18 protein-coding genes, 1 tRNA gene and 1 pseudogene are annotated in these 17,840 nt (G+C 68.8%); 10 read left to right on the top strand and 10 right to left on the bottom strand.

The features are described from left to right. Window positions 1-69 precede the first annotated feature (69 nt). Both ASF23_RS07445 and ASF23_RS07450 read left to right on the top strand, forming a co-directional pair. The gene (locus ASF23_RS07445; RefSeq protein WP_156364330.1) at window positions 70-558 is read left to right on the top strand and encodes a GNAT family N-acetyltransferase; all 489 of its coding nucleotides are present in this window, start codon (window positions 70-72) and stop codon (window positions 556-558) included. A gap of 174 nt (window positions 559-732) precedes the next feature. Continuing rightward, window positions 733-903, top strand: coding sequence for a CsbD family protein (locus ASF23_RS07450; protein ID WP_055951147.1), 171 nt, complete (start codon window positions 733-735; stop codon window positions 901-903). Between the two features lie 233 nt (window positions 904-1,136). Here the strand turns inward: ASF23_RS07450 and ASF23_RS07455 are convergent, their stop codons facing one another. Next, window positions 1,137-2,111: an SDR family oxidoreductase gene (locus ASF23_RS07455; RefSeq protein WP_055951150.1), complete on the bottom strand. Its 975-nt coding sequence runs from the start codon at window positions 2,109-2,111 to the stop codon at window positions 1,137-1,139. Window positions 2,112-2,230: 119 nt separating this feature from the next. On the opposite strand from ASF23_RS07455, the gene ASF23_RS07460 reads away from it, so the two are divergent. Further along, window positions 2,231-3,067, top strand: a complete 837-nt coding sequence (locus tag ASF23_RS07460; RefSeq protein WP_055951151.1) for a helix-turn-helix transcriptional regulator — start codon at window positions 2,231-2,233, stop codon at window positions 3,065-3,067. Window positions 3,068-3,317: 250 nt separating this feature from the next. Here ASF23_RS07460 and ASF23_RS07465 read toward each other — a convergent pair whose 3' ends face one another. Continuing rightward, a complete protein-coding gene (locus ASF23_RS07465) occupies window positions 3,318-3,887 on the bottom strand; it encodes a hypothetical protein (RefSeq protein ID WP_055951154.1) in 570 nt (189 codons plus the stop codon). Between the two features lie 76 nt (window positions 3,888-3,963). On the opposite strand from ASF23_RS07465, the gene ASF23_RS18255 reads away from it, so the two are divergent. The 3 genes from ASF23_RS18255 (at window position 3,964) to ASF23_RS07480 (ending at window position 5,275) form a co-directional block, all read left to right on the top strand. Further along, on the top strand, window positions 3,964-4,266 hold the full coding sequence (locus ASF23_RS18255) for a hypothetical protein (RefSeq protein WP_156364335.1): 303 nt from the start codon (window positions 3,964-3,966) through the stop codon (window positions 4,264-4,266). Window positions 4,267-4,326: 60 nt separating this feature from the next. Next, on the top strand, window positions 4,327-4,587 hold the full coding sequence (locus ASF23_RS07475; protein ID WP_156364337.1) for a hypothetical protein: 261 nt from the start codon (window positions 4,327-4,329) through the stop codon (window positions 4,585-4,587). Between the two features lie 82 nt (window positions 4,588-4,669). Next, window positions 4,670-5,275, top strand: a complete 606-nt coding sequence (locus ASF23_RS07480) for a hypothetical protein (RefSeq protein WP_055951160.1) — start codon at window positions 4,670-4,672, stop codon at window positions 5,273-5,275. A gap of 329 nt (window positions 5,276-5,604) precedes the next feature. On the opposite strand, the gene ASF23_RS07485 is transcribed toward ASF23_RS07480, so the two are convergent. Further along, a complete protein-coding gene (locus ASF23_RS07485; protein ID WP_055951162.1) occupies window positions 5,605-6,117 on the bottom strand; it encodes a hypothetical protein in 513 nt (170 codons plus the stop codon). A 71-nt stretch (window positions 6,118-6,188) separates the two neighbouring features. On the opposite strand from ASF23_RS07485, the pseudogene ASF23_RS07490 reads away from it, so the two are divergent. Beyond that, window positions 6,189-6,437: pseudogene (locus tag ASF23_RS07490) on the top strand (tyrosine-type recombinase/integrase); the annotation flags it as partial. 28 nt (window positions 6,438-6,465) lie between these two features. Here ASF23_RS07490 and ASF23_RS07495 read toward each other — a convergent pair. After that, window positions 6,466-6,555, bottom strand: a tRNA-Ser gene (locus ASF23_RS07495). 143 nt (window positions 6,556-6,698) lie between these two features. On the opposite strand from ASF23_RS07495, the gene ASF23_RS07500 reads away from it, so the two are divergent. After that, on the top strand, window positions 6,699-7,670 hold the full coding sequence (locus ASF23_RS07500; RefSeq protein WP_082473905.1) for an SGNH/GDSL hydrolase family protein: 972 nt from the start codon (window positions 6,699-6,701) through the stop codon (window positions 7,668-7,670). Window positions 7,671-7,679: 9 nt separating this feature from the next. Beyond that, entirely contained in the window at window positions 7,680-9,041 is a 1,362-nt protein-coding gene (gene radA / locus ASF23_RS07505) for a DNA repair protein RadA (RefSeq protein ID WP_055951166.1), read from the top strand. A gap of 151 nt (window positions 9,042-9,192) precedes the next feature. On the opposite strand, the gene ASF23_RS07510 is transcribed toward radA, so the two are convergent. The 4 genes from ASF23_RS07510 to ASF23_RS07525 all read right to left on the bottom strand — a co-directional run bounded on the left by ASF23_RS07510 (window position 9,193) and on the right by ASF23_RS07525 (window position 13,021). Then, the gene (locus tag ASF23_RS07510; RefSeq protein WP_156364339.1) at window positions 9,193-9,675 is read right to left on the bottom strand and encodes an SseB family protein; all 483 of its coding nucleotides are present in this window, start codon (window positions 9,673-9,675) and stop codon (window positions 9,193-9,195) included. Beyond that, a complete protein-coding gene (locus ASF23_RS07515) occupies window positions 9,675-10,430 on the bottom strand; it encodes a hypothetical protein (protein WP_082473945.1) in 756 nt (251 codons plus the stop codon). Before ASF23_RS07515 ends, ASF23_RS07510 begins: the two co-directional genes overlap by 1 nt. A gap of 191 nt (window positions 10,431-10,621) precedes the next feature. Beyond that, window positions 10,622-12,373: a hypothetical protein gene (locus ASF23_RS07520; RefSeq protein ID WP_156364341.1), complete on the bottom strand. Its 1,752-nt coding sequence runs from the start codon at window positions 12,371-12,373 to the stop codon at window positions 10,622-10,624. Between the two features lie 105 nt (window positions 12,374-12,478). Further along, complete coding sequence (locus ASF23_RS07525) at window positions 12,479-13,021, bottom strand: amino-acid N-acetyltransferase (protein ID WP_055951174.1); 543 nt, start codon at window positions 13,019-13,021, stop codon at window positions 12,479-12,481. Window positions 13,022-13,239: 218 nt separating this feature from the next. Here ASF23_RS07525 and ASF23_RS07530 point away from each other — a divergent pair, with 218 nt between their 5' ends. Then, window positions 13,240-13,623, top strand: a complete 384-nt coding sequence (locus ASF23_RS07530; protein ID WP_055951177.1) for a hypothetical protein — start codon at window positions 13,240-13,242, stop codon at window positions 13,621-13,623. Between the two features lie 123 nt (window positions 13,624-13,746). On the opposite strand, the gene ASF23_RS07535 is transcribed toward ASF23_RS07530, so the two are convergent. Further along, a complete protein-coding gene (locus ASF23_RS07535; protein ID WP_055951180.1) occupies window positions 13,747-15,024 on the bottom strand; it encodes a hypothetical protein in 1,278 nt (425 codons plus the stop codon). A gap of 187 nt (window positions 15,025-15,211) precedes the next feature. Next, window positions 15,212-17,734, bottom strand: coding sequence for an ATP-dependent Clp protease ATP-binding subunit (locus tag ASF23_RS07540; protein ID WP_055951183.1), 2,523 nt, complete (start codon window positions 17,732-17,734; stop codon window positions 15,212-15,214). Between the last annotated feature and the right edge of the window lie 106 nt (window positions 17,735-17,840).

A 17,840-nucleotide genomic window follows, 5' to 3' on the forward strand; every position in this document is an offset into this window, starting at 1 on the left:
CCGCGTGTGGATGTCGAGGTCCGGCGGGACCACCCCATATCGTGGTGGCGTGCAGACACGGCGACGACGATGAGCATGAACGGGCCCGGGCCCGTCGACGAGTCGTGGTCGTTCACCGTCGACGTCACACCGTTCGACTCCGAGGACGCCATGCGGCTCCGTGCGGCGGCACGCGTCGAGACCGACGGCATCGTCGGTCAGCGTTCCGACTTCGGCACGGAGCTCACCGCCCCGATGCTCGCGACGCACTTCGTCGCCCACGACCGGTTCGGCACGCCGCTCGGCTGCGGTGGTCTCGCGTCCGTCGGTGACGGCGTGTACGAGATCCGGCGGCTCTACGTGCGCTCTGACATGCGGACGCACGGGGTCGGCAGCGAGATCCTCCGACGGCTCGAGATCGTCGCGTCCGAGCTCGGTGCGCCGGCCGTCGTCTACGAGACCGCGCCGCAGATGCTCCGCGCGCTCGAGTTCTTCGAGCACCGGGGGTACCACCGCATCGCGCTGTGGGGGCCGTACGTGGCGAGTCCGTTCTCGGTGGCGCTCGCGAAGACATTCTGACCGTTCCGCGCCGATGGGCCTCAGCCCGTGCGTGTGCTGGAGGGTGACGACACCGCCACCGCGCGAGGCGACGGGCGGAGAACGCATGGCTGAACGAAGGCTGCGAACGACGCCCGGACGGTCGGTACCTTCGATTCACGCGCAAGAGGTGTGCGAAGGACGAAAGGAACGATCATGGGCCTCGACGACAAGATCAAGAACGCCGCGCAGGACATCGCCGGCAAGGCGAAGGAAGCCCTCGGCGACCACAAGGGCGACGACAACCTGAAGGCCGAAGGCCAGAAGGACCAGGCCGCTGCGTCGACCAAGAAGGTCGGCGAGGACGTCAAGGACGTCTTCAAGTAAGCACCTCTCATGTCAGATGGCCCGTCTCCGCGAGGAGGCGGGCCATCTGCATTGCCGGGCGTGATGCGCGCCGGATCGCGTCCCTGCATGGCGCACGACGCGTCGCGCGGTCGCCGCCGGATCGGACGGGAGGCGCGGTGCCAGCCCGCCCCGTCCCTCCCGGCCTGCACCGTCCTTCCCCGCTGCCCCGTCCCACCGCGCCGGCTCGATCGGACGCGGACGGCCGGACGCCGTCAGCCCGCCGCGAAGGTTGCCTTCGTGAGCCGCTCGGACAGCTCCCAGCTCCGTGCCGCACCGGCTGTGTCCTCCAGATTCCGGTACAGCTTCTGCTCGTCCGGCGCCCCGCTGAGGTGCATGAAGCCGGACGGCCCGTAGAACCGGCCGCTCTCCGACGCAGGCGAGGCAGCTGCATACACCGCAGGCAGCGCGGCGGTGGTGGGCGTCCCGACGATCAGCCGGTGCGCCGACAACCAGCGGATGAGGCGTACCGCCCCGGTGTCCGTCTGCCGACCGAGCTCGTCGCGTGCGGCGAGGAGGCTCGTCGGTGCGACCCCCGGGTGGGAGAGGGTGCTCGTGATCCCCCATCCGAGGTCACGGCTCCGACGATGCAGCTCGAGCCCGAAGAGGCCCATCGCGATCTTGGACTGGCTGTAGGCGCCCATCCCGTTGTACTTCTCCGCCCACTGGAGGTCGTCCCAGTTGATCGAGCCCGAGTTGGCGGAGACGCTGATCTGCGAGGTGACACGGGCATGCCCCGCTCGGAGCAGCGGCAGCAGGTGGGAGACGAGGGCGAAGTGACCGAGGTGGTTCGTCCCGAACTGGGACTCGAACCCGTCGACGGTGACCTGGCGCTCCGGAGGCGTCATCACACCCGCGTTGTTGACCAGGAGGTGGATCGGCTGCCCCTCTGCTGTCAGGGTGTCACCGAGCCGAGCCACGGACTCGAGGGACGAGAGGTCGAGCTCTTGGAGGGTGACCCGGGCCGTCGAGACCTCCGCGCGGATGGTCTCGATCGCCGTCTCCCCCTTCCGGACGTTCCGGACCGGCAGGACGACCTCGGCCCCCGCCGCCGCGAGCTTCGTGGCGATGCGCAGGCCGATGCCGTCGCTCCCGCCCGTGATGACCGCCCGCTTCCCGGTGAGATCGGAGACGGAGGTGTCGGTGTCGGTGTCGGTGTCGGTGTCGGTCTCGCTGGATGGTCGAGGCATGAGTGCTCCCTGGTCGGATCGTGATCTCGACTCTGGTCCACTCCCACACCGGCATCCAGGACCTGACAAGTCACGGCTGCGCGCTCCGCCGTCGTCGAGCCGGACGGTAGACATGACCCATGGACAGAACTGGCTTCGGAGCGTTCCTGATCCGCCGGCGGGCAGCCCTGCAGCCAGACGACGTCGGGCTGCCTCCCGGTCAGCGGCGGCGGACCAGTGGCCTGCGCCGCGAGGAGGTCGCGGCCCTCAGCCACATGTCACCCGACTACTACGCCCGCCTCGAGCGCGGCACCGGACCGCAGCCCTCGGAGCAGATGGTCGCGTCGATCGCACAGGGCCTCCACCTGTCCGTCGCGGAACGCGACCACCTGTTCCACCTGGCCGGCCACCACCCACCACGGCAGGGACCCTCGGGGGACCACATCAGCCCGGGCCTGCTCCGCATCCTCGATCGGCTGGAGGACACCCCGGCAGAGATCACGACCGAACTGGGCGAGACGCTCCGCCAGACCCGGCTCGGTGTCGCGCTCACGGGTGACACCACGCACTTCACCGGCCCGGACCGGAGCATCGGCTACCGATGGTTCGCCGATCCCGACAGCCGGAGGCTCTACGCCGAGGAGGACCATCCGTTCCTGTCGCGGCTCTGGGTGTCGGGGCTCCGCGAGGTCGCCGGTCGCCGCGGCCCCGACTCGCGAGCGGCACACCTCGCGGAGGACCTCCTCCACCGCAGCGCCGAGTTCGCCCGACTCTGGGACCTGCAGGAGGTCGGACTCCGCCCCGCAACGACCAAGCGCTTCGTCCACCCCGAGCTCGGCAGCCTCGACCTCGCGTGCCAGACACTGATCGATCCCGAGCAGACGCACTACCTCCTCGTCTACACGGCACCGCCGGAGACCGAGAGCTTCGACAAGCTGAAGCTCCTGTCGGTCATCGGGGCACCCGCCGGAGCGTGAGCACGGTCGCAGCCGTGTCTGACGACGGACCTGCTCGGCGGGGAGCCCGGGAATGCAGAAGACCCCCGCGTCAGCGGGGGTCTTCGAGTGCGGTACCGGTGGGATTTGAACCCGAATGCTCCTATACCGTTCATGCCCTCGAGACCCCGGATCGGCGCAGAATCAACCGTCTGTGATAACGAGGAGCGGCACTTGATGACGTCTGAACCGTCCGAATTGTGGGCGATTTGTGGGCGTGGCTCTCGTGGCGTCAGCGACCGGTTGGTGATCTGTGAGGAAGAGGCGTGGGGCCGACTGCCGGCAGGTGGTCTCCGCGAACGAAGGCGCGAACGAGCCACCCGCTCTCTCTCCTCGCGCGTTCCATCACCGGGCCGCGATTGGTGTGATCGGCCTGCTCGCGCGCTCTGTCGAACCGCTCTCCCACATCCACCACGAGCTGGAATCCGCCTAGCTGCAAGTGACTGTGCGAGACGTCCTCAAGTTCTTCGCGCGTGGTTCTGGCGCCGTTAATCGAGGCGGTCGGGCTCTGGACACCCAGGGCGTACATCTCTTCAATCCACACACGTACATCGTGTCCGAACTCGGCGCGCTCGCGCTTCGCGTCGGTCGTGAACTCCCGATCCGCTCTTTGCTGCTCGTTTGCGGCAGCTTGCTGCGCAAGCTTCGTCGCCTCTCCAGACAATGAGTTCGCTCGCGTCGCGACCCACACAGCGGCTCCGCCGACGATGACCCCACCGATTCCGCCGACGAGCGAACCGCCGATGTCCCGCCACCACTCGTAGGACCAGAAGGGATGCCAATCGACGTCAAGCAGCAGCATGCTCCGACCGTATCAACGCTTCTTCTCGCCCACGAGGTACCCGTCGGTGGCCGTCCACGCGAACGACAATGCACCGATGGTCGACATCGAGCACATCATTCGCACCATCGTTCGAGAGGAGCTCGAGCGGGCGCTGAACCCCACCAGCACGGATCCCATCACGCCGCCCTTGAGCCCAGAGCAGTCAGTGGTCGACGACACACGACTCGTTCTGGACGTCTCCGCGGTTGCGGCACTCACGGGCATGTCGAAGCAGTACATCCGCAACGACATCCGTGACGAGCACCTCGCCGCCGGCCGACTCCACGGCAAGAAGTTCGTGATCGAGCGTCTCGAAGCTCTGCGCTACGCCAAGTGGCTTGCAGCCGGTAGACCCTAGACGCCGATCACCTGCGCCTCGCCGCCGACGGTGTCGGACGTACCCGCAACCCTTATCATCGTGAGTGTGAACAGCCGCCGGGCCGACCGGCCACTCCCCGAGGAGCCCTACAGCCTCTCCCTCGAGGCGCACGGCGTCACCAGGGCGACGTACAGCCCGCCGCTGCCCGTCCGGGTGTTCGTGCAGCTCCCGACGCGGCAGGTGCGCCTCGACGCCGTCGCCGTGCAGGCGTCCGACGACGCCGTGCTCGTGCAGTGGGGGCGTGGGCCGACGGAGCGGCAGTGCTGGGTGTGGCGTGCCGCCGTAAAGCACCGCCGATGACCCCCATCCGAGGGGCTATCACCGAGCATGCGCTGTGCGTAGGCTCAGGCAGTCCGACCCGAACGTGAAAGATCATCACCACATGCGCAAGCTCCTCCCCGTCATCGCCGCCGCCGGCCTGATCATCGCCCTCGCCGGATGCTCCTCGAACCCGTCGGGTCCGGTCGCCGGCAAGTCGCCGTCGACCGCCAAGAGCACACCAACGCAGACGCAGACCCCCAAGCCCGAAGCGCAGCAAGGGACACGCGAGAACCCCTTCCCCGCGAACTCCGCCGCGAAGTACAGCACCGACTCGGTGTGGACGTTCACTCTGAAGAGCAGCACGACCGACGGTTCTGCTGCAGTAGCAGCCGCGAACGAGTTCAACGAGGCTCCGGCAGCGGGGATGAACTACGTGCTCGCCACTGTCGGCGTGAACGCCGACAGCACCATGCCCTCGTCCGGAGCAGACCCGGTTGCGAGCTTCGCGGTGGCGTACGTCGGCAGCGACGGCAACACGTACGCGAACGACGGCACCTGCGGCGTCCTGCCAGACAAGCCCCTCTACGAGATCGGCACGATGTATGCCAACGCGTCACAGGACGCGACGGCCTGCGCTGTCGTGCCGAGCTCCGCGGTTGCCGGCGGATCGTGGAGGGTGCAGTCGCTCGTCAAGAACGATTCCTCGGTGTTCTTCGCTGGCTCCTGAGCTCCCGCGCAACCTGTTGAACAACTGATCGACAACGGTCTGACGGCCGTTCGCATGTCACGCTCGGCCGCATGAGATATTTCGAGGAAGACAAGCACGGCGGGTGGTTCACCCTATCCTCCGACGGCGCACGGATCGGGCGAGTGTCCGTTCACGGCGATCGGTTCCATGCCACGAGCGGTGTCAGCGGTCCGCTAGGCGAATTCGACAGCCGAGATGATGCTCGGGACGCAATAGAAGACGACCAACGCTAGCGGACACGGAAACGTCGAAAGACCCCCTCGGGGCCACAGCGTGATGCTGTAGCCCCGAGGGGGTCTTGTGGTTCGTCAGACGGTGATCGTGTCGAGTCCCAGCTTCGTGAGGTTCAGCACGTCCCACGCCCCGATGCGGAACTTCGCGTGCTGCCCCGTCGGAAGCGTGCACGTGAAGAACTCGATCAGCGACGTCGTCCCGGAGGGGATCGTCACGAGCAGCGCGATGACACCGGGCGTGAGAGTCGGGAGCGTCGACAGCGCGGCGTTCCGGATCTGCACCGCGTTCTGGTTCAGCAGCAGCAAAGAACACCCCGCGGTGCCCGCTGCTGCCGCGGCGAGGTACCCGCCCGCCACGTCGATGATCTCCACCGTCGCGCAGAGCAGCACCACGTCACCGGCCGTGAGGCCAGTGGACGCAGGTGCCGTCGCGAAGGTGCGCGACCCGCCGGCGGTGGCGTTGAAGTCCATCTCGGACCACTGCCCCGCGGTGAGCTGCCCATCCGCCGGCTGGACGCTGTACGTCGGAGCGGTACCGGTCCCACCCGGCTGCTCGTAGTACCCGCTGGCGCTCGAGGTGCCGTTCATCAGCGGGTTGGTGTTGTACCCGCCGCCGGTGCCACTGATCGCAGAACCGCCGAGGCCGAATGCGGTCTTAGCTCACCATCCATGATCTGCGTCACACCGCAGCGAGCCTCGCGGTGTCCGCCGGCGCGAACGTCAAAGCCGTGCAGCGGATGCTCGGTCACGCATCAGCAGCGATGACCCTCGACGTCTACAGCGACCTGTTCGACGACGACCTCGACACGGTGGCCGTAGCTCTCGACGATGCTCGGTCACGAGCGATTGTGGGCGGTGTGTGGGCGGAACACCTGGTCGAGAACGAAGAAACCCCTCCCGATCCCTGAATTCTCGGGGATGGGAGGGGTTCTATCCTGGCGGTACCGGTGGGATTTGAACCCACGGTGGAGTTGCCCCCACACATGTTTTCGAGACATGATCCTTCGGCCGCTCGGACACGGTACCGCCGACAATCGTACTGCATGCCGGGAGGGACGGCGAACCACCGCCAAGACCCCCTCCTCCACAGGCGGCCCGGTCCGGCGCCCCGTCCACAGCCGAGCACGATGGTGACGGCGCACCGAGCCGCCGCGCGTATCGTGCGGCGAATGAAGGTCCGCACACTCGTCGCCCTGCTCGCCACCGCCGCCGGCGTCACCGCACTCGGCTCCGCCGGGGCGTTCGGCGCGCGAGCGGGCGTCAAGGGCCAGCGCGCGGCAGCCCAGCGCGTCGTCGACATGCTCCCCGTGCACGCCGACTGGTGGCGGGAGCGGATCCACCACGAGGGCCAGCTCACCTACCTGGCGATCGGGGACTCCGCCGCGCAGGGAGTCGGCGCGTCGATGCCGAGCCGCGGGTACGTGGGGCTCCTCGCGCGGCGGATCCGACACCGGTCGCGCAGCACCCTCCGCGTCGTGAACCTCAGCGTCAGCGGCGCGACGACCTGGGGCGCGAAGAAGGACCAGCTCCCGAAGCTCGCCGGGTTCCGACCGGACATCTGCACCGTGTCGATCGGCGCGAACGACATCGCGGACTTCCACCCCGACAAGTTCGAGCGCAACCTCCGGGCGATCTACGGTGCGGTGCCGTCCCACGCGATCGTCGCCGAGCTCCCCTGCATGTTCTTCCGCGAGCGCGAGCGCAAGGTGTCCGTGGCGAACGAGATCGTGCACCGCGTCGCCGACGAACTCGGGCTGACCGTCGCACCGCTGCACACGATCACCAAGCGGGTCGGTCTCCGCCGGACGTTCTTCAACTCCTACGGGGACCTCTTCCACCCGAACGACAACGGGTACCAGATCTGGGCGAGTGCGTTCGAACCGCTCGTCGACGCCCGGGTGGACACCGTCGCCGCGATCCGCGAACACCTCTCCGCGCGCGAGGCCGAGGACCTGGGGCGGGAGGCCGGACCGGAGGCGAACCGTCGCGCGGACCAGGCCGCCGAGGACGCCCCGGAGCAGCACCGTCCGGACAGCCGCCGGCACCCCCAGCACCACACCGGGACCCGACCGGACGACGTCCGTGCGCGGGATGCCGGCACACCGGATGCCGACGTGCACGATGTCGGCGGCGCCGCCTAACCTCGATCCATGGCACGCCCGCAATCCACCTTCCGCTGCACCGAGTGCGGCTGGACGAGCCTCAAGTGGGTCGGCCGCTGCGGTGAGTGCCAGTCCTGGGGAACGGTGGAGGACGCCACCGCCGCCCAGGTGAGCACGCGTGGCACGGCTGCGGTCGCCGTCACCGGATCGCGAGCGGCGAAGCCGATCACCCAGGTCGTCGGCGAGCGAGTCAGCCACTGGCAGACCGGGATCGGCGAGTTCGACCGGGTCCTCGGCGGGGGCATCGTCCCCGGTGCCGCGATCCTGCTGAGCGGTGAGCCCGGTGTCGGCAAGTCGACCCTGCTGCTCGAGGTCGCCTCACAAGCTGCGAGTCGGGGCAAGCGCGTGCTCTACGTCAGCGCCGAGGAGTCTGTCGACCAGGTCCGACTCCGCGCCGAGCGCACGGGCGCCATGCACGACGAGCTGTTCCTGGCGAGCGAGGTCGATCTCTCGGTGATCCTCGGCCAGATCGACCAGGTCAAGCCCGACCTCGTCATCGCCGACTCGGTGCAGACGATCTCGTCGTCGTCGGTGGACGGTATCGCGGGTGGGGTGTCCCAGGTGCGCGAAGTCGCGAGCACCCTCATCCGCGTCGCGAAGGACCGCGCTCTGCCGATCCTCATCGTCGGCCACGTCACCAAGGACGGCACGATCGCCGGTCCGCGGCTCCTTGAGCACCTGGTCGACGTGGTCTGCCACTTCGAGGGCGACCGCCAGACGGCGCTCCGCTTCGTCCGGGCGCTCAAGAACCGCTTCGGCCCGACGGACGAGGTCGGCTGCTTCGACATGGCGGGCGACGGCATCCACGAGGTCCCGGACCCCTCCGGGCTCTTCATGTCCCGCAGCGGCACGCCCGTCAGCGGCACCTGCATCACGATCGCGATGGAGGGACGGCGCGCGTTGCCGGTGGAGGTCCAGGCACTCGTCGTCCCCAGTTCGGCCCCGCAGCCACGTCGTGTGGTGAACGGAGTCGACTCGTCCCGGGTGGCCATGCTGCTGGCCGTGCTCGAGCGCCGTGCCGGCATCAAGCTCTCCGACAGCGACGTCTACGTCTCGACAGTCGGCGGGATGCGACTCGTGGAGCCGGGCGCCGACCTCGCGATCGCACTGGCGCTCGCGAGTGCGGCTCGGGATCGGCCCTATCCGCAGACGCTCGCGGCCATCGGGGAGATCAGCCTCGCCGGTGAGATCCGCCCCGCGACCGGTGCCAAGCAGCGCGCGAACGAGGGCGGCCGGCTCGGGTTCACGACGATCCTCGGAGCCGACGCCGAACACCTGCGCGAGGCCCTTCGTGTCGCCTTCGGGGCGAGCCGGTCCGTGCGTGAGCGCGAGCTCGACGCCGCGTTCTGACCGACGTCCGCTGCGCGGCGGACGTGCACCGTGCCTCCAGTCCGACCGCCCGTCGCACCGCGACCGCGTGCCGGGTGGCCGGGTGGCCGGGTGGCCGGGTGGCCGGGCATGCACCGAACCGCCGAGCCGCCCGCCACCAGCGCGCAGCGCGTCAGCGCCGGAGCGCGGCCAGCAGGTCCTCGGGTGCCGCCGCCATGGTGTGCGGCCCGGCGATGTCGAAGAACACCTGCTCGAGCACGTCGAGATGCTCCTCGATGAACGCCGTGAGCCGGGCGGCGTCGTAGATCATCACCTGGCGGACCTTCTCGTCCGGCACCATCGCGGTGTAGGCATCGGCCGACGAGAACAGGAGCAGGATGCGCTTGTCCGTGTCCTCGCGGCCGAACACCCGGACCTGCTCGTCCTTCTTCCCGGTGACGAGCCGCGGCACGATGACGATGTCGTTGCGCACCGCGAACGCCACCGCGGCGACGTCCTGGGCGGCGAGTGCCTGCTCGAGCTGCTCGCTCCGGAACCGAGCGTCACCGGAGTCCGCACCCCCGGCGCCGCCCCCGGCACCATCCGCGCCCCCGGCACCGCCCGCTCCCCCGGAGCTGCCACGCCCGCGCGTCGCAGGGTTCCCCGACGCCGCCATCAGCTCAGCACGAACTGCGCCGAGGTGGTCGACGCGATGTTCCCGACCGACACGTCCAGGTGGTAACTCGCACCGCCGGCCGTCACCGACGAGCGCGAGGTGTCACACGTGGTGGTCGACGAGCGCGTCCGGTCCCACGAGATCGCCGGGGTGGTCAGCGTCTGCCCGGCCTTGAGCGTCACGTCCTGGTTCGTCCCGCCGGTCTGGCAGTCCTTCGACGTCCAGTAGGTCTCCTCGCCACTCGTGATCGTCAGCACCTGCTGGCTCGATCCGAGGTCCATGTGGCACGCGTTCGAGCCGGTGTTGCTGATCGACATCGAGATCTTCGGCTGCTCCGTGGGCCCGTAGGTGGTCTTGTCGGTGATGGCCGTCAGCTGGATCTGCGACTTGGTGCAGGTCGCCCCGTCCTTCGAGGACTTCGACGCGGAGCCCGAACCCTTGCCCGCGCTCGTACCCGATGATCCGGTGCCGGTCGATGCGGAGTCCGACGGCGAGCCGGTCGCGCCACCCGAGGCGCCCGAACTCGGAGCGTCCGTCGCGGCAGCGGCAGCGGACGACGTGCTCGGCGAGGACTTCGCCCGCGCGGTCGCCGACGGCGAGGTGGTGGGAGCGGCCGAGGAGGCCCCGCCCCCGCGTCCGACGACGATCAGGACGATCACGACGACGACCAGGAGGATCGCTCCCCCGACGATGGCCCGTCGACGCCAGTACACACCGCTCGACTGCGGTCCGACGGGGTTGCGGAACGAGGACATGCGCACAGGGTAGATGCTCGTCGGGGCACCGAGCCGCATCGACACCGCGGGTCGGATGCGTCCCCGGGAGATCAGGAGGATCGGGAGATCAGGAGGATCGGGGACGACCGCTCCCGGACACACCGGAGGGCGGCCGGACCTGGGTCCGACCGCCCTCGCATGTCACCAGGACGCCGTGGCGCCCCGTTCGATCAGAGCTTCAGCTCGGTCGCGGCCGACTCGACGCCGTCCGTGGTCGTGGTGATCGAGACGGTCTTGTTCCCGAGCTTCGGGACGTTGACACCGCCGCTGACCTTGCCGGGGTTGACGCCGCCGCGAGCGATCTCGACACCGGCCGCGTTCCGGACGGTGATCGTGGAGCCCGCCGGACCGTAGACGCGGACGGACGCGTGGAGGGAGGTCCCGCCGAGGTACTCGACCTTCGGTCCCGAGCCCGCCGGCGGTGCTGTCCACTCGGGGACCGCCACCTCGGTGGCCTCGGACGTCTGGCCGTTCGCGACCATCGTCACACGCAGGGTCTCGGCGTTCTTCGACACCGGCACCACGAGGGACACGGTCTGGCCCTTGCCCACGGAGCGTTCGCCGATGACGGAGCCGTCAGTGCGGCTCACCTCGATCCGACCGGCCTCGGTCGCGGTCGCCGAGAGCTCGACGGTCGCGCTGGAACGCTCCCGGACCTGGACGGTCGGCGCGCCGGGCAGTGCCGGGGCCGGCTCGTCGACGGCGTCCAGCGAGACGCTCGTCGGCTCGGACTGCTGGCCGTTCACGGACGCGACGACGGAGAACGTCGCCGCAGCGGCGGTGACGGGGATGGAGATCGACGCCGGTCGGCCCGCCGACGCGGAACCCGTGCCGACGATGCGACCGTCGGCGTTCAGCACGCGGATCGCGGCCTGGACGTTGTACTTGGTCGAGACGGACAGCTGCGCGCGCGACGCGGTGCGGTCGACGACTCGGACCGCGGGGGCTTCCACCGGGGTCGACTCGAGCGCGGCGACGTCGACGCGGACGCGCTCGGACTCGACGCCGCTCCGCTGGAACGAGACCTCGAGGTGCGTGGCGTCCGCGCCGACGGGGACGAACATCTGACGGACCCCCGCCGCGGGAGCCAGGCTCCGGACGACGATGCGACCATCCGCGTCGCGGACGATGATCGTGCCGGACGACGAGGTCCGGACACGGAGGTCGACCGACGCCGGGAGGCGCGTCGACGACGAGATGGTCGGAGCGTCCGGCTTGGTGACGATGGGGTCGACCGGTGCCGGCGGATCGGTCGGGTCGACCGGCTCGCCGACGCTGTCCAACCGCACGAAGAACGGCTCGCCGACGACGCCGGAGATCGTCTGCACGATGCTGACGACGTCGTGGTTGACTTCCGCGTTCTTGACGGTGACGGTACTGGCACCGTCGGCGTCGGCGTCGGCCTGGTCGAGCACACGGTCCGACCCGATGGTGGTCGCGGTGAGGTGCGCACCGGGGAAGCCGGCGAGCGACAGCTTCGTGGTGGTGGGCGTGCTCGAGGCGACGGTGGCGCTGTCGATCGGGCCGACCTGGGTCGGCGCGACGGCATCGAGCGCGATGGTGTCGACCGTGCGGAAGTCCTGCGCGCCGACCTTGATGGTGACCTTCTGCGCGGCGAACCCGGTCCAGCCGAGGTTCGCGACGAGCGTCGACGACTCGCTCAGCGCGGTCGACCCGACTTCCTTGTCACCGACGAACGCCTTGGCGATGTACTCGTCCGGGTTCGACGACGTCACGGTGAAGACCGCGACCTGCGCCTGGCGGACGATCAGGCTGGCGGACGCCGAGGCGTCCCCGGCCTTGGTGGACTTCGCGGACACGGACGCGGTCGTCGCGGCGAGCGCGGGCGCGACGGACACCGCCGAGCACAGGAGGGAGGCACCGAGGACGGTGGTGCCGATGGCGAGGATTCGTTTGTTCACGATGATCTTTCTCGATGAGTTCACATACCACTGTATGTGTATGCAACATATCGACTGATACCGTGATGCTTCGGTGTGCGATGGGAACACCCCATGGCCAGATGATCAGAGGAGCTTGAGCATCCTCGTGTTGCCGAGGGTGTTCGGCTTGACGCGTGCGAGGTCGAGGAACTCCGCGACGCCTTCATCGGAGGAGCGCACGAGCTCGGCGTAGACCTCGGGCGGCACGACGGATTCGCCGATCTCGAGGTAGTGGTGCTTCGTGAAGAAGCTCACCTCGAACGTCAGGCAGAAGATCCGAGCGACCCCGAGTGCCCGCGCGTCGTGCTCGAGTCCCTCGAGGAGCCGGTGTCCGACCCGCTTGTGCAGCCAATCGGGGTCGAGGGCGAGGGTCCGGACCTCGGCGATGTCGTCCCAGAACACCGCGAGCGCGCCACAGCCGATCGGGACGCCGTCAGGCCCCTCGGCGATCCGGAACTGCTGGATCGAACCGTAGAGCGCGACGTTCTCCTTGCCGAGCAGGATCCGTCGGTCGACGTACGGCGCGATGAGTCGCTGGATGTGCGGCACGTCCGACGCGAGCGCCGGTCGAACGACGATGCCGTGCTCGTCGCGTTCGCCGACGTCCCAACCGCTCACCGTGTCCATCCTGACAACCCTACCCAGGCGGGTGGCGGCGCCGTCGGAGGACGCGGACCGTCCCGGATGGCGCGATCCGGTCGTGCGGTCCGGTTCCCGGGGTGCGGGACCGCACCACCACCGGACTGGAGGGACGGTGCAGCGCCGACCCGTCCCTCCCGTCCGCCATCCCGCACCCTGTGACCCGACCGGGCGGCCGTACCCCGGTCGGGCGTAGCGTCCGCGGCATGGACACCATCGACAACGGCGACGAAGCCGTCAACGGACAGCACCTCGCGAACACGGACCACGACCACACCGGTCACGACGACCACGCCGGTCACGAGCACCACGGCGACCACGTGGCAGCCACCACCCCCGACGTCGATGGCGCGGATCACGTCTCGGCCGATCACGGAACCGCGGAGCACGACGGCGCCGGCACCGACTCCCTCGCCGACCTGGACAGCCCCGGACACCTGTTCGACCAGACGAACGGTCTTGCCGACGGCCTGAGTGGCGACTCCGACGGCACGGCCGAGAGCGACGTCACGAGCGACGCCGAGCGCGGCGACACGGATGTCACCCCCGGTGCCGACGGCGCCGACTTCAACCCGAACGACCGCATCTGACCGGAGCGTCTGACACCTCAGGCACCCGATGCGGTACGGGACACCGCCCTTGCGACGAAACACCGCCCCGGAGCGCGGTGTCTTGCGCTCAGGGGCGGTGTTTCGCTGTCGTGAAGCCGGAGATCAGACTGCGGGCACCCGCGGGGTCTCCGGGACGTCGACGACCGTTGGGGCCGACTCGACACCCTTGACGCTGACGGTGACCGACAGGCGGGTCGCAGCGTACGGATCGCGGAGCCCGACGCTCACACGCGCGGACTTCGTCGCCTCGAAGGTGCGACGGATGACGGTGCCGTCTGCGTCACGCACGGTGATGGGACCCGCCTGGGCGTTCACGACCCGCAGCTCCACGGAACCACCGCTGTGGCGGAGGATGCTGACAGTGGGCTTGTCCGGAACGGTGACGCTCGCGGCGAGCGCGGGAACCTCGACCTGGGCCGGCGCGGACTCGACGCCGTCATGCACGACCGTGACGGTGTGGCTTGCGGCGTCGGAACCGATGGAGGCCGCCGCGGAGCCCTTGCCGCCGCGCACCTGGCCGGAACCGATCTGGTTCCCGGACGCGTCGCGGACGACGACGTCGCCGTCAGTGTCCGCGGTGACGGCGAAGAACACGGTGTTCTGAGTGCGGTTGGAGACGGACACGGACGGAGCTGCCGCCTGTGCGGCTGCCGGTGCCGGTGCCGGTGCCGGTGCCGGTGCAACCGTCTCGGGCAGCGACTCGATCGGGTCCGACGAGAGTCCGTAGTCCGTGTCCTCGTCAGTCCGGACGAAGCCTTCTTCGCCGGTCACTCCCTGGTACGTCTGCACGACTCGGACGACGTTGTACTCCACGTCCGCGTTCGCGACCACGACGCGGCTGATCCCCTGCGAGTTCGCGGTCGCCTCACCGAGCGGCTTGTTGCCGATCAGCGAGGTCAGCACCAGCTTCGCTCCCGGGAGGCTCCGCAGACGGAGCGTGGTCTCACTCGCCGTCGAGGCCACGACCGTGGCGCCGTCGATGGTCGGGACCTCGTTCGGGGTGACCGCTGGGAGCGAGAAGGTCTTGACCGTCCGGAAGTGCTGGGCGCCCACCTTCACGGTCACGTCCTGGGCGAGGAAGCCCTTCGAGCCGAGGTCTGCCGCGAGCGTGCTGCCCTCGCTCAACGCGATCGAACCGACTTCCTTGCCGCCCACGAACGCTTTCGCGATGTACTCGTCGGGCGCGGTGGACTTGACCGTGAAGAACGCCTGGTTGGCGTGCCGGAACAGCAGCGTCGCGGACGCGGTCGAGGTGGAGGACTTGGCTGCGGCCGTCACCGTCGAGGGGGTCGCGGCGAGGGCAGGGGCGACCGAGACGGCCGAGCAGAGGAGCGATGCACCGAGGACGGTGGTGCCGATCGCGAGGATGCGCTTGTTCACGAGATCCCTTTCAGAATAAGACATGCAAAATGCATGTGACCCCGAATATACGAGTCCCGTGTGTTAAGCCTTTGAGCGCGATGATGAGCGGCCTGCTGTGCACACCGCGCCTGAACGACAGAACACCGCCCCGCAACGCGGTGTCTCGCGTGCAGGGCGGTGTTCAGTGTGGCAGGAGTGCTCCGGGCTACGCCTCGATGTCCCCGGCGGGTGCCTCGGGCGTGACCGCCTCGATGGCCGGGACGCCGGCGAGCACTTCCTCACGACCCGGCTGACGCCCGGTCTCGAAGGTGAACGCACCGTCCACGAAGTCCACCTTGACGTGGTCCCCGGCGGTGAGCTCACCCTGCAGGATGTGCTCGGACAGCTGGTCCTCGACCTCGTGCTGCATCGCGCGGCGCAGGGGCCGGGCACCGAGGGCGGGATCGAACCCGACCTTGATGAGCTGCTCCTTGGCCGGGAGCGACAGCTCGACGGTCATGTCGCGGTCGAGCAGCCGGTCCGACAGACGCTTGACGAACAGGTCGACGATCTGCAGGAGCTCGGGGTTCGAGAGCTGCGGGAAGACGATCGTGTCGTCCACGCGGTTCAGGAACTCGGGCTTGAAGTGCTTCTTCAGCTCCTCGTTCACCTTGGCGCGCATCCGGTCGTAGCCGATGCCGGAGTCACCCTCGACCTGGAAGCCCACCGGGCCACCGGCGATGCCCTGCGAACCGAGGTTCGTGGTCATGATGATGACGGTGTTCTTGAAGTCGACCACACGGCCCTGGCCGTCGGTGAGACGACCCTCTTCCAGCACCTGCAGCAGCGAGTTGAAGATGTCCGGGTGGGCCTTCTCGATCTCGTCGAAGAGGACCACGGAGAACGGCTTGCGGCGCACCTTCTCGGTGAGCTGGCCGCCCTCCTCGAACCCGACGAACCCGGGAGGGGCACCGAAGAGGCGCGAGACGGTGTGCTTCTCGCCGAACTCCGACATGTCGAGGGAGATCAGCGCGCCCTCGTCGTCGAACAGGAACTCCGCGAGCGCCTTGGCCAGCTCCGTCTTGCCGACACCCGTGGGCCCGGCGAAGATGAACGAGCCGGAGGGACGGTTCGGGTCCTTGAGACCGGCACGGGTGCGGCGGATGGTCTTGGAGAGTGCCGAGATGGCCTCCTCCTGACCGATCACGCGCTGGTGCAGGGCCTTCTCCATGAAGACGAGACGCGAGGTCTCCTCTTCGGTGAGCTTGAACACCGGGATGCCCGTGGCCTGCGCCAGGACCTCCGCGATGATGCCCTCGTCGACCGTGCCTGAGGCTGCGACGTCGCCGGCACGCCACTGCTTCTCGAGGCGGAGCCGCTCACCGAGCAGCTTCTTCTCCTCGTCGCGCAGGGACGCGGCCTTCTCGAAGTCCTGGTCCTCGATCGCGGCTTCCTTCGACCCGCGGACCTCGGAGATCTTGTCGTCGAACTCGCGGAGCTCCGGGGGCGCCGACAGGATCGACAGGCGGAGACGCGCACCGGCCTCGTCGATCAGGTCGATGGCCTTGTCGGGCAGGAAGCGGTCCTGCACGTAGCGGTCCGCCAGGTTCGCCGCGGAGACGATCGCGCCATCCGTGATCGACACCTTGTGGAACGCCTCGTACTTGTCGCGGAGGCCCTTGAGGATGTTGATGGTGTGCGGCAGCGACGGCTCGTTGACCTGGACCGACTGGAAGCGACGCTCGAGTGCGGCGTCCTTCTCGAAGTGCTTGCGGTACTCGTCGAGCGTGGTCGCACCGATCGTCTGCAGCTCACCGCGGGCGAGGAGCGGCTTGAGGATCGAGGCCGCGTCGATCGCACCCTCGGCGGCACCGGCACCCACGAGGGTGTGGATCTCGTCGATGAAGACGATGATGTCGCCGCGGGTGCGGATCTCCTTGGTGACCTTCTTGAGGCGCTCCTCGAAGTCACCGCGGTAGCGGGAGCCGGCGATGAGCGATCCGAGGTCGAGCGAGTAGAGCTGCTTGTCCTTGAGCGTCTCGGGCACGTCGTTCTTGACGATCGCCTGCGCGAGGCCCTCGACGACGGCCGTCTTGCCGACACCGGGCTCACCGATGAGGACGGGGTTGTTCTTCGAGCGACGGGAGAGGATCTGCATGACCCGCTCCATCTCCTTCTCGCGTCCGATGACCGGGTCGAGCTTGCCGTCACGTGCGGCCTGGGTGAGGTTCCGACCGAACTGGTCGAGGACCTGCGAACCCTGCTGCGCACCCTGGGCGTTCTCGCCGCCGACGGCGACCGCTTCCTTGCCCTGGTAGCCGGACAGGAGCTGGATGACCTGCTGGCGGACGCGGTTGAGATCCGCGCCCAGCTTCACGAGGACCTGGGCTGCGACACCCTCGCCCTCGCGGATCAGCCCGAGCAGGATGTGCTCGGTCCCGATGTAGTTGTGGCCGAGCTGCAGCGCCTCGCGCAGGGACAGCTCGAGGACCTTCTTGGCGCGCGGCGTGAACGGGATGTGCCCGGTCGGCTGCTGCTGGCCCTGGCCGATGATGTCCTGGACCTGCTCGCGGACGGCATCGAGCGAGATGCCGAGCGACTCCAGCGCCTTCGCGGCGACACCTTCGCCCTCGTGGATGAGGCCGAGGAGGATGTGCTCGGTGCCGATGTAGTTGTGGTTGAGCATCTTCGCCTCTTCTTGGGCGAGGACGACGACACGACGGGCTCGGTCGGTGAATCTCTCGAACATGTGCTCTCCCTTGGCTCCGGAGGGTGGAGCCGACAGATGTACCGGTCTCCTCACGAGACCGGTGCGTTACGTCGAGACTAAACGGGGATCGGGGGGCGGTCTGCCC

Source organism: Curtobacterium sp. Leaf261 (genome assembly GCF_001422205.1).
Taxonomy (GTDB): domain Bacteria; phylum Actinomycetota; class Actinomycetes; order Actinomycetales; family Microbacteriaceae; genus Curtobacterium.

What these genes read in the sequence shown, in the direction of transcription:
- ASF23_RS07445 (WP_156364330.1), top strand. Translation starts at nt 70, where the DNA reads ATGAGCATGAACGGGCCCGGGCCCGTCGACGAGTCGTGGTCGTTCACC.
- ASF23_RS07450 (WP_055951147.1), top strand. Translation starts at nt 733, where the DNA reads ATGGGCCTCGACGACAAGATCAAGAACGCCGCGCAGGACATCGCCGGC.
- ASF23_RS07455 (WP_055951150.1), bottom strand. Translation starts at nt 2,111, where the DNA reads ATGCCTCGACCATCCAGCGAGACCGACACCGACACCGACACCGACACC.
- ASF23_RS07460 (WP_055951151.1), top strand. Translation starts at nt 2,231, where the DNA reads ATGGACAGAACTGGCTTCGGAGCGTTCCTGATCCGCCGGCGGGCAGCC.
- ASF23_RS07465 (WP_055951154.1), bottom strand. Translation starts at nt 3,887, where the DNA reads ATGCTGCTGCTTGACGTCGATTGGCATCCCTTCTGGTCCTACGAGTGG.
- ASF23_RS18255 (WP_156364335.1), top strand. Translation starts at nt 3,964, where the DNA reads ATGGTCGACATCGAGCACATCATTCGCACCATCGTTCGAGAGGAGCTC.
- ASF23_RS07480 (WP_055951160.1), top strand. Translation starts at nt 4,670, where the DNA reads ATGCGCAAGCTCCTCCCCGTCATCGCCGCCGCCGGCCTGATCATCGCC.
- ASF23_RS07485 (WP_055951162.1), bottom strand. Translation starts at nt 6,117, where the DNA reads ATGAACGGCACCTCGAGCGCCAGCGGGTACTACGAGCAGCCGGGTGGG.
- ASF23_RS07500 (WP_082473905.1), top strand. Translation starts at nt 6,699, where the DNA reads ATGAAGGTCCGCACACTCGTCGCCCTGCTCGCCACCGCCGCCGGCGTC.
- radA (WP_055951166.1), top strand. Translation starts at nt 7,680, where the DNA reads ATGGCACGCCCGCAATCCACCTTCCGCTGCACCGAGTGCGGCTGGACG.
- ASF23_RS07510 (WP_156364339.1), bottom strand. Translation starts at nt 9,675, where the DNA reads ATGGCGGCGTCGGGGAACCCTGCGACGCGCGGGCGTGGCAGCTCCGGG.
- ASF23_RS07515 (WP_082473945.1), bottom strand. Translation starts at nt 10,430, where the DNA reads ATGTCCTCGTTCCGCAACCCCGTCGGACCGCAGTCGAGCGGTGTGTAC.
- ASF23_RS07525 (WP_055951174.1), bottom strand. Translation starts at nt 13,021, where the DNA reads ATGGACACGGTGAGCGGTTGGGACGTCGGCGAACGCGACGAGCACGGC.
- ASF23_RS07530 (WP_055951177.1), top strand. Translation starts at nt 13,240, where the DNA reads ATGGACACCATCGACAACGGCGACGAAGCCGTCAACGGACAGCACCTC.
- ASF23_RS07540 (WP_055951183.1), bottom strand. Translation starts at nt 17,734, where the DNA reads ATGTTCGAGAGATTCACCGACCGAGCCCGTCGTGTCGTCGTCCTCGCC.